This is a genomic window from Faunimonas pinastri, from assembly GCF_900110915.1.
Lineage (GTDB): Bacteria > Pseudomonadota > Alphaproteobacteria > Rhizobiales > Afifellaceae > Faunimonas > Faunimonas pinastri.
Window position 1 is genome coordinate 110011 of the sequence record NZ_FOFG01000008.1, and the last position, 9190, is coordinate 119200.

Genomic DNA, 9190 nt, shown 5'->3' on the forward strand with positions numbered 1-9190 from the left:
TTCTACGTGCAGGTGCGGCAAAAGCCAAGGCGCCGCCAGGACCGGCCTTGCCTCGTCGCTTGGTTCTAGACGGGACGCGCCACGCAGACCTGATTGGCGCTTTCGGCGGTGAAGCGGCCGCCCTCGAAGTCGCCGAAGCGTTCATCGAGCCGCAGCCCGGCCGCGTTCAGCAGCATCGGCAATTCCTGCGGAAAGATCTGGCGCAGATGCAGCGGCGAGAGATCGCGGTCGGGATGCCCGGCGCGCAGCAGCCGCCAGTGCGCGGTTCGGATCTGCGCGACCGGATCATAGGTCAGGCGCTCGCGGATCGTCAGGTCCTCCCCGCCTCCTTCGTCCGCCGACATCTCGCAGTCCTGCTCCACCGGATCGGCAAAGGACCGGCCCAGCGTGACGATGTCGGGATTGACGATATCGAAGACGAAGATCCCTTCCGGCAGGAGATGCGTCCGGATGGCGCGCAGGCAGGACTGCATGTCTTCCGCCCGGAGAAGATGGGCGAGCGAGTTGCACGAAACGAAGACCATCCCGAATCGCCGCTCGAAGCTGAAGGACCGCATGTCGCCCTTCACGAACTGGATGGAAACGCCCGCCTCATTGGCCTTGCCCCGGGCCGATGCCAGCATCGAAGGCGAGATATCGAGCCCCGTAACGTCGTCTCGTTCCTCCGCCACCGGGATCGTCAGCCGGCCCGTGCCACAGGCGAGTTCGAGAATGGGCCCTCCGCTCCGCCGTGCCTGCTCCCGATAGAATGGCTCGCAAGGCCCGGGCCCCATGATGACGTCGTAGACGGGCGGCAGATCGTAAATCGACAACTCTGACATTCGAACCTGTGGAACTCATTGCTCGGGGAGGCCGCGAAAGGGCGGCGCGGCGGCCGCAAGCCAACAGATATCCAGAGCACGCTCAAGTTTATTCGAGAGTAGATCGTTCGCGGACCACCCGCGCGGTGACAAGTCCGGCGCGCCGCCCGGTCCTGCCGTTCGTCGTCCCGGCCGGGCTTTCGGCGACACGCCGTTGCCGTTTTGCCGGGAATCGTCTTCACTGAAATGAACTTCATTGTTCCGGCCACGTTAAGGCAGCTAAATTGCCGGGCGCAGCCGTCGATGGCTGCGCCCGCCGGTTAATCGTGCCGGCGTGACCGCACCCGAGGATTTGATGGAACGCGCCTTCGAAATGCCGTCATGGGCACCGAGGAACGTTGTGCCACGGCGGCAGCCGTAGAGCGTGGAGCGTGTCGCGACAATGAATGCCAAGCCTGATCTCGAACAGGTGCCCTCCGCTCCGATCGCGACGCCCGACAAGAGTGCGGCGAAGCGGGTCGGCCGCATCCTCTCCTTCGATTTCTGGCGTGGTCTGGCCCTGATCACGATCTTCATCAATCACATTCCCGGAAATCCGCTGGAGCGGTTCACCAGCCGGAATTTCGGGTTTTCCGATGCCTCCGAGGTGTTCGTCTTCCTGGCGGGCGCGGCGGCGGGTCTGGCTTATTTCCGCCGTTTCCAGTCGGGTCAGCGCCTGCTTCAGACCCTCAAAATCTGGATGCGGTCGTTCCACCTCTACAGCGCCCACATCGTGCTGGTGATCGCCATGGCCGCGATCATGGGCTTCGCGGCGCAGCAGACCGGCGATGTCCGGCTCCTGGAGATGATGCATTTCGACGTGTTCGTCGCCTCGCCCGTGCAGGGACTGATCGGTCTCGCGACGCTCGGGTTGCAGCCCTCCTATCTCAACATCCTGCCGCTCTATATCGTCCTGATCGCCGTCTCGCCCGTGCTGATCCTGATTGCGAGCAAGAGCGTGCGCTGGATGCTTGCCCTCTCCGGTGCGCTTTATGTCGGCACCCAGCTACTGGCGCTGAAGCTGCCGAGCTATCCGCTCCCGGATGGCTGGTTCTTCAACCCGCTGGCCTGGCAGTTCATCTTCGCGATCGGGCTTGCCGTCGGCATCTCGCTGGTGCGGGGCGCTCCGCTGCCGCGCAATCGCCTGCTCTTCGCGCTGGCGGCGTTCTATACGGTGATGGCCTGCATCTGGATCAAGGCCGGTTTCTACATCAAATGGGATCTCTGGCCCCTGCCCCGGTTCATGTGGGAATTCGACAAGACCAACCTGCTCCTCCCGCGTCTGCTCCATGTGCTCGCACTGGCCTATCTCGCCAGCTACTTGCCGATGGAACGTTGGCTGCGCTCCACGGCTTACCTCAGGCCGGTTATCCTGATGGGCCAGCATTCGCTTCCGGTCTTCTGCTTCGGCACGGTCCTGAGCCTGGTCGGGCAGATCTTGCGCATGGTGGGCAGTGGTGACCCCACGACCGACGTGGTAATGATCGTTACTGGAATTCTCTTGCAGATGGGCCTAGCCGGCGTCCTTGAATGGTATCGTGTCGGGTTAAATCAGCGCCCTCAGGGCCAGGTCGCCGCTTCCGCGGGCTGATCCGGCAATTGAGGATCCTCGCCGCCGCCGCTTCTCTGATCGGCGGTGGCTTTCTGTTGCCCGGAAACGGTCAGGCACTCGCGGGCGTTTCGAAGATCTGCCGCGTTCCTGACGCCCTGGTGCCAAGCCTTCTGCGGCCCGCCAAGTCGCCCCGCGCGAGGCCACGCTCGGTGCGCGTTCTCGTGCTGGGTCCGCCGGTCACGCCTGCCGTCTCCAACCCGCAACTGGAGCAACTGAAGCAGGACCTCGAGCAGCGATTGCCCGGCGTCCGCTTCGAGGTGCGCGATGACGGCAGGGCATCCGAGCGTGCTGAAGACGAATTCGAGCATATCCGAGCCGAGGTTTCGGCGACCGATCCGGACCTCGTGGTCTGGCAGGTCGGTACGCCCGACGCCATGGCGTCAACCGATCCGGGCGAATTCGGCGACGTGATCGGCGACGCTGCCGCGTGGCTGCGCGCGCATGACGTCAGGCTCGTGCTGGTCGATCCGCCATTCGTGCCGGATGTCGCGCACGAAAGCGTCTACGAGCGGATCGTGCGCGAGCTCAGCGACGTCGCCAAGACCCGGAACCTGAACCTTGTGCGCCGCTATTCGCTGATGGAGCACTGGAACGATGAGCGCGAGCGCTCGCGGCCTGCTCCGACCGGCAAGATCCTGAAACCCTGCCTGTCGGAAGTGATCGCCGAGACCATCGTGCAGGCCTCGCTGCAATAGCCTACCCGTCCGGTCCCTGAAGCGGAGCCGGCCGCGCTCAGGCGGCGTGCCGAGGCCGGCCTCAGTCAGCCTTGAGGCGCGCAGTGCTTGACCTTCTCGGCCACCCAACCAGCCTTGGTCTTGGTGTGCACGAGGTCGGTCCAGCAGACCTCGTGGCCCATGTGCCGGTTCTTGGCGCGCTGCCAGTCATGGGCGATGCGGGAGTCCTGCGCCGGCACTTCCTTCGCCGCACCGGCCCAGGCGGGCGCGACGGCCGCGGAGCAAACAAGAGCGGCCAAGGTGGCGAGGGCAAACGGTTTTCCGATCATTCTCATCTGAATATCCCGATCTTTCTGGGCGTGCGTGATCGTCTCCGGTCGTCACCGGGTGATTCGCACTTGGGAAAAGAGACAGCGTTGCAGCTTTATAACAGCTTGCCGCGGTGAGGCATCTCACCGGTTCGTGCTAAGGGAGCGAGCAGCGCCCTCTTCGGCAACGACGTGTCATGGAAAATCGATCCGACCGCCCTTTCATCATCCGCCGCCTGACTGCAGCCGATGCCGAGGCGTTCAGGGCCTTGCGGCTGGAGGCCCTGGAAGGACATCCCGAAGCCTTCGGCTCGACCGCCGCCGAGGAGCAAGGCCACGCACTCACATGGTACGCCGGCCGGCTCGCAGGCAACTTGGTGATCGGCGCGTTCCGACCGGACGGGGTCACCCTTTGCGGAACGGTGGCGCTGTTCGTCTCCGACCGCGAGAAGAGCCGGCACAGGGGTCTGGTCTGGGGCGTCTATGTCCGCCCGCAGGCGCGTGGCCTCGGCATGGCCGGCGCTTTGTTGCGGCAGCTTGTTGCCGAAGCCGGGGATCAGGTCGAGGAACTGCGCCTGACGGTCAGCGCCGATAATCATCCGGCAGTCGCCCTCTATCGCCGCGCCGGCTTTACCGAGTACGGGCTGGAGCCGAACGCCTTGAAGATCGGCGACCGCTACGTGGACGAGCGGCTGATGCGGCTCGTCCTGTCCCGCGATTGAAACGTTTCACCGGAACTTTACCGCTCCCCAGGTTTTACCCGGTTTCTCGGAAAGGAGCCCGCATGCCGCTCAACGAACGCCCCATCGCCCTGATCACCGGCGCCTCCTCCGGCATCGGCAAGAGCTATGCCGAGCAGATCGCCGCCAAGGGCCACGACCTCGTGGTCGTCGCCCGCCGCGAGGACCGCCTGCGTGTACTCGCGGCCGAAATCCGGAGCGCGCACGGTGTGGATGTGGAGGTGCTGCCGGTCGATCTAGGCACGCCCGAGGGTGTGCAGGCGGTCTGCGATCGGCTGGCTCGCGATCCGGCGGTCGACATGCTCGTCAACAATGCCGGCTATGCCGCGCGGGGGAAGGTGGCGGAGCTCGATCTGGAAGCGCTGGACGCAATGCTGCGGGTCAACGTTCTCGCGCTCAGCCGCCTGTCCAATGCCGCGTTGCAGCACATGAGCCGTCGTGGGCGCGGAGCGATCATCAATATCGGTTCGGGCACGATGTTTGCGCAATTTTCGGGCAATGCCGGCTACGGCTCGTCCAAGATCTACGTCGCAGCTTTCACCCGCCACATGCAGCTGGAATCCCAAGGGAGCGGCGTTCAGGTGCAGCTTCTGATCCCCGGCGTGATCGCGACGGACTTCCACGAGATCGCGGGCAACGACCTCGCCAACTTCCCGCCGGAGCGCGTCATGATGGCCCCGGATCTGGTTCGCGCGTCGCTCCGGGCACTCGAGATGAACGAGCTCGTGTGCATTCCGTCGCTGCCGGATATTCGGGACTGGGAGGCCTACGAGGCGGCCGAGCAAAAGATATGGGCCAACGTTTCGCGCGATCGCATCGCCTCGCGCTACGAAAGCTGAGGCCCGTCTCGCACCGAGATGGCCGGACCTTCGCCATCTCCGATTAACCGGACCTGCAAAAGAAGCAGCGCAGCCATGCGAAACGCTGCACTGCACAAATCAGTGGCGTTCGCCTACATCCTGAGCATCGAAACGATGCAAAACGGAGCAGAACAATGGCCCGCCCGATGAACAGCCTTTACGAGAACTACCGCCGCTGGCGCCGCTTTCAGGTGACCAAGCGCGAGCTGGAAAACCTGAACACCCGCGAACTGCGCGACCTCGGTATCAACCGTGGCGATATCAGCCGCATCGCTCGCGACGCTTCCCGCCTCTAATCAGGCGGCGCAGTCCGGGTCTACTAAGGCCGGTGACGTTCAGCGTCGCCGGCCTTCGCTTTTTCAGGGCCAGCCTACGGGCCTTCGAGGCGGCCGCGGCCGCCCCTCCAGAACGACATCTGATCAGGGCTGGACGAGCTTGCCGTCAAGCCGACGCGACAGGCCCAGCGGATTGTCGTCGCGCAGCGATGCGGGCAGCAGATCCTGCGGAAGATCCTGATAGCTGACCGGGCGCAGGAAGCGCCGGATCGCCAGCGAGCCAACCGAGGTCGTCCGGCCGTCCGAAGTTGCCGGGAACGGCCCGCCATGCACCATGGCATGTCCCACTTCCACGCCCGTGCCGAAGCCGTTGACCAGAATGCGGCCCACGCGGCGCTCCAGCAGCGGCAGCAGCCGGCGCACGCTCTCATGGTCGGACGCCTCCAAGTGCAGGGCAGCCGTGAGCTGGCCCTCCAGCTTCTCCAGAACCTGCCGCAGCTCCGTCTCGTCGGCACAGCGCACGACGAGCCCGGTTGCCCCGAACACCTCGGCCTGCAATGCCGGATCCTTCAGGAAGTCGGAAGCGGTCGTGCTGAAAAGCCCCGCCTGCCCCTGATAGGGGCCGCCGGTGAGGCCGCGAGCCAGCGTCTTCACCCGTGCATGCTTGCTGAGCGCCTCGACGCCTTCCGAATAGGCAGCATGGATGCCGGGGGTGAGCATGGTACCGGCTGGCGCTTCCTGCAAGGCAGAGGCGGCCGCATCGACGAAGGCGTCCAGCCCCTTGCCTTCCACCGCCAGCACGAGGCCGGGATTGGTGCAGAACTGGCCCGAGCCCAGCGTCAGCGAAGCGATGAAGGCCTTGCCGATGTCGGCACCCCGCGCGGCGAGTGCGCCCGGGAAGAGCACGACCGGGTTGATGCTGCTCATCTCGGCGTAGACCGGGATCGGCTCCGGCCGCGACTGGGCGATCTTGATCAGCGCCATGCCGCCGCGTCGCGACCCCGTGAAACCAACCGCCGCGATATGCGGATCGGCCACCAGCGCCTGGCCCGCTTCATAGCCGCTGTCGAAGATCAGCGAGAACACGCCTTCCGGCAGTCCGCAATCGGCGACGGCCTTCTGCACGGCGCGGCCAACGAACTCCGACGTTCCGGGATGGGCGGAATGCGCCTTGGCCACCACCGGGCAACCGGCGGCCAGCGCCGAAGCCGTGTCGCCACCGGCGACGGAGAAGGCCAGCGGGAAATTGCTCGCGCCGAACACCGCGACCGGCCCGACCGCGATGTTTCGCAGACGGAGGTCGACCCGCGCCAGCGGCTTTCGTTCCGGCTGCGCCGGATCGATGCGGAGATCGAGGAAGCCACCGTCCCGCAGGACCTCGGCGAAGAGGCGAAGCTGCCCGACGGTGCGTCCGCGCTCACCTTCCAGCCGACCGCGCGGCAGACCGCTCTCGGCCATGCAGCGGACGACCAGTTCGTCGCCGATATCCAGGATGTTCTGCGCGATGGCTTCCAGGAAGCGCGCGCGCTCCTCGATGCTCGTCTCGCGATAGGTGTCGAAAGCCTCGGCCGCCAGCCGACAGGCTTCCTGCACATCCTGTGCGGTCGCTCCGCCATAGGCAGGATCGAGCTTTTCACCCGTGGACGGATCGAAGCCCCGCAGCGACCCGGAAGTCCCCCGCCGCGCCGATGATCCGACCAACATCTCCCCATGCAGTGCCATGCTGCTCATCCTTTTCGGTTCTGTTTGGCTAGGCATATACCGCCCGAACGGCACGAGAAACCCGTGGCGTCGCCCGCCACTGTCCTCTTTTCCGGAAAACAGCGGCATCCGGCGGCTTCCGGTTTTCACGCAGCACAACCTACAAGGGTTGCTTTGTGCAATTTACGGTTGTACTTCCCACGCGAACATCTTTTCGCGTGTGGGGGCGCCGGTGAACTCGTTCGACAGGGATCTCGGAGAGAGCAGCCTCTCCTCGACGAGCCAGCAAATCATCATGCTTCAGCGCTCGATGCGGCGCGACGAGACCCTTGTCCGTCAGCGACGTCATCGCCGCCTCCGCCGGCGCATGGTCTCGATGACCTTCACGCTGCTGATGATCATTCCGATCAGCTACGGCGTGGCACGGGCGCTGGATGAAGCGCAGACGGCGCGATCCCTGCTGGAAAATGTCAGCGATCAGCTTTCCCGCGCCTTCGACCGCTAGCCATGGCCAACTCGCGTGAATTGAATAACGGGCGCACGGCAGATGCCGGTCTACCGTCTGCCGATGCCATGCCCCTCCTGATGTCGCTGCAGGCGAGGGTGGAACGGAGAAGCCGGTCCGGAGGGCTGATACCGGAATGGGTCTTCCAGCAGGGCGCGCGGCTGGCGATAGCCCTTGCCGCTTTCGCCGTGATCTGGTGCTGGCTCAGCGGCTGAGCCACGACAAACGCGCACCGTCTGAAACTATTCTTCGCCGTGGCCCGTATGCACTTCAGGAGCGGCGTGACGTCGTTCCCGCGATGCGGTCCTTAGCGCCCGATGGGACTGCGTTCGTGAGGGCGAGAGCGTTCAAACGCCCTCGCCCTTTCGCTTATTCCCCGAATGCCTGCTGAAGTTGATCGCCAACCAGCATCTGGGAATCGGCGGATTTGCTGACCACCGGTGTCATGCCGAAGAACTCGTGGGTGACGCCCTCGAAATTCTTGTAGGTCACCTTCACGCCGGCCTTCTTCATATTGTCCGCCAGCATCTCGCCCTCCGACATCAATGGGTCGATGCTGTCGGTGATGATCGTCGTCGGCGGCAGGCCGTGCAGGTCGGCGTGGACGAGGTCGAGCATCGGGTTTTTCTTGTCGCCCGGGCCGGATTGAGTCTTGTCGAAGAACCATTCCATGTCGGCTTTGCCGAGCGGCATCGCTTCGGCGTTCTTGTCGTAGGACGGCGTGCTGGTATTCGTGCCGGCCACCGGATAGATCAGGATTTCGGCCGCCGGCGTCTGCAATTTCTGGTCGCGCGCGGCGATCGCGACGTTGGCCGCGAGGTTGCCGCCGGCGCTTTCGCCCGCCACCGCGATGCGCTTGGTGTCGCCGTTCAGCGAGCCGGCATTCTCCACCATCCATTTGTAGGCGGCGATCGCGTCTTCATGCGCGGCCGGGAACTTGTGTTCCGGCGCCTGGCGATAGTGGGCTGAAACCACGATGGCCTTGGCCCCGCGAGCGATGGCGCGTGCAGACCCGTCATAGGTGTCGATGTCGGCGATCACCCAGCCGCCGCCGTGGAAGTAGAGCACGACCGGAAAGGGACCGTCGCCGAACGGCGTATAGACGCGGGCCTTGATGTCGCCGCCGGGGCCCGGAATCGTGATGTCCTTGGTCGCCGCGACCGGCGCCGGGTCGGTGCCCTGCCCCTGGTCCTTCAGCACGGCCTTCACGGCGTCGGCGGGTGTGGGTTGCGAGCGCGCCTGCTTCACGCTGAGTTCATGCACGCCCTTGGCGCCCAACGCCTGAAGCTTCTCCAGAACGAGCCGCTCGTCCGCATCGGCCCGCTTCAGCGTGCCGCTCGCCTGCGAGGCCTCGGCGGCGGAAGGCGCGGGAGCCTTGGCCGGCTCGGCAGCGGCCGCACTCCCGACGGTTACGGCGGCCAGCATCGCGGTAAACGCCGCGGCGACGGTCAAGGGCGCGCACGAAGTCTTCAGCCGCGCTGAAAGTGCGCGATTCCAGGTGAACATCATCGATGATTCCCTTCTCAGTCGATCCGAACGGTCGAGAGAAGAAGGAGCGCCCTGCCCTCACCGCCGTCGCGACAACGAAAGCTCCATCGATCCGTTCCCGCAGCCGGCGTCGCCTTCGATGTTGTTTCTGCATCGGCTAACTGTCTGCAGTATAATAACATTTCGGA

General features: G+C 64.9%; 11 protein-coding genes. 7 read left to right on the top strand and 4 right to left on the bottom strand.

Annotated features, from left to right (window positions below; translation table 11 throughout):
• Positions 1–65: 65 nt before the first annotated feature.
• Complete coding sequence (locus BMY25_RS11915; protein ID WP_177176836.1) at positions 66–812, bottom strand: class I SAM-dependent DNA methyltransferase; 747 nt, start codon at positions 810–812, stop codon at positions 66–68.
• Between the two features lie 430 nt (positions 813–1242).
• Between BMY25_RS11915 and BMY25_RS11920 the strand changes: the two genes are divergently transcribed.
• Complete coding sequence (locus BMY25_RS11920) at positions 1243–2430, top strand: OpgC family protein (protein ID WP_143061953.1); 1188 nt, start codon at positions 1243–1245, stop codon at positions 2428–2430.
• On the top strand, positions 2370–3146 hold the full coding sequence (locus tag BMY25_RS11925; protein ID WP_487312990.1) for an SGNH/GDSL hydrolase family protein: 777 nt from the start codon (positions 2370–2372) through the stop codon (positions 3144–3146). Before BMY25_RS11920 ends, BMY25_RS11925 begins: the two co-directional genes overlap by 61 nt.
• Before the next feature lie 65 nt (positions 3147–3211).
• On the opposite strand, the gene BMY25_RS11930 is transcribed toward BMY25_RS11925, so the two are convergent.
• Positions 3212–3460 carry a hypothetical protein gene (locus tag BMY25_RS11930; protein WP_143061955.1) on the bottom strand — a complete coding sequence of 83 codons (249 nt, stop codon included), beginning with the start codon at positions 3458–3460 and terminating at the stop codon, positions 3212–3214.
• A gap of 170 nt (positions 3461–3630) precedes the next feature.
• Between BMY25_RS11930 and BMY25_RS11935 the strand changes: the two genes are divergently transcribed.
• The 3 genes from BMY25_RS11935 (at position 3631) to BMY25_RS11945 (ending at position 5329) form a co-directional block, all read left to right on the top strand.
• Complete coding sequence (locus BMY25_RS11935) at positions 3631–4155, top strand: GNAT family N-acetyltransferase (protein ID WP_092496875.1); 525 nt, start codon at positions 3631–3633, stop codon at positions 4153–4155.
• Between the two features lie 62 nt (positions 4156–4217).
• On the top strand, positions 4218–5012 hold the full coding sequence (locus tag BMY25_RS11940) for an SDR family NAD(P)-dependent oxidoreductase (RefSeq protein ID WP_092496876.1): 795 nt from the start codon (positions 4218–4220) through the stop codon (positions 5010–5012).
• A 155-nt stretch (positions 5013–5167) separates the two neighbouring features.
• Positions 5168–5329 carry a DUF1127 domain-containing protein gene (locus BMY25_RS11945; RefSeq protein ID WP_428976967.1) on the top strand — a complete coding sequence of 54 codons (162 nt, stop codon included), beginning with the start codon at positions 5168–5170 and terminating at the stop codon, positions 5327–5329.
• Positions 5330–5452: 123 nt separating this feature from the next.
• Here BMY25_RS11945 and BMY25_RS11950 read toward each other — a convergent pair whose 3' ends face one another.
• Positions 5453–7030 (bottom strand): aldehyde dehydrogenase (NADP(+)), encoded by a 1578-nt coding sequence (locus BMY25_RS11950; protein WP_092496877.1) that lies wholly within the window; start codon positions 7028–7030, stop codon positions 5453–5455.
• Here BMY25_RS11950 and BMY25_RS20440 point away from each other — a divergent pair.
• On the top strand, positions 7029–7514 hold the full coding sequence (locus BMY25_RS20440; RefSeq protein ID WP_143061956.1) for a hypothetical protein: 486 nt from the start codon (positions 7029–7031) through the stop codon (positions 7512–7514). The genes BMY25_RS11950 and BMY25_RS20440 overlap by 2 nt on opposite strands.
• A 68-nt stretch (positions 7515–7582) precedes the next feature.
• Positions 7583–7729 carry a hypothetical protein gene (locus BMY25_RS20830; protein WP_177176837.1) on the top strand — a complete coding sequence of 49 codons (147 nt, stop codon included), beginning with the start codon at positions 7583–7585 and terminating at the stop codon, positions 7727–7729.
• A gap of 154 nt (positions 7730–7883) precedes the next feature.
• Here BMY25_RS20830 and BMY25_RS11965 read toward each other — a convergent pair whose 3' ends face one another.
• Entirely contained in the window at positions 7884–9023 is a 1140-nt protein-coding gene (locus BMY25_RS11965; RefSeq protein WP_238858300.1) for an alpha/beta hydrolase, read from the bottom strand.
• Between the last annotated feature and the right edge of the window lie 167 nt (positions 9024–9190).

Coding starts and splice junctions, on each gene's coding strand:
- BMY25_RS11920 (WP_143061953.1), top strand. CDS start 1,243: ATGAATGCCAAGCCTGATCTCGAACAGGTGCCCTCCGCTCCGATCGCG.
- BMY25_RS11925 (WP_487312990.1), top strand. CDS start 2,370: ATGGTATCGTGTCGGGTTAAATCAGCGCCCTCAGGGCCAGGTCGCCGC.
- BMY25_RS11930 (WP_143061955.1), bottom strand. CDS start 3,460: ATGAGAATGATCGGAAAACCGTTTGCCCTCGCCACCTTGGCCGCTCTT.
- BMY25_RS11935 (WP_092496875.1), top strand. CDS start 3,631: ATGGAAAATCGATCCGACCGCCCTTTCATCATCCGCCGCCTGACTGCA.
- BMY25_RS11940 (WP_092496876.1), top strand. CDS start 4,218: ATGCCGCTCAACGAACGCCCCATCGCCCTGATCACCGGCGCCTCCTCC.
- BMY25_RS11945 (WP_428976967.1), top strand. CDS start 5,168: ATGGCCCGCCCGATGAACAGCCTTTACGAGAACTACCGCCGCTGGCGC.
- BMY25_RS20440 (WP_143061956.1), top strand. CDS start 7,029: ATGCTGCTCATCCTTTTCGGTTCTGTTTGGCTAGGCATATACCGCCCG.
- BMY25_RS11950 (WP_092496877.1), bottom strand. CDS start 7,030: ATGGCACTGCATGGGGAGATGTTGGTCGGATCATCGGCGCGGCGGGGG.
- BMY25_RS20830 (WP_177176837.1), top strand. CDS start 7,583: ATGCCCCTCCTGATGTCGCTGCAGGCGAGGGTGGAACGGAGAAGCCGG.
- BMY25_RS11965 (WP_238858300.1), bottom strand. CDS start 9,023: ATGATGTTCACCTGGAATCGCGCACTTTCAGCGCGGCTGAAGACTTCG.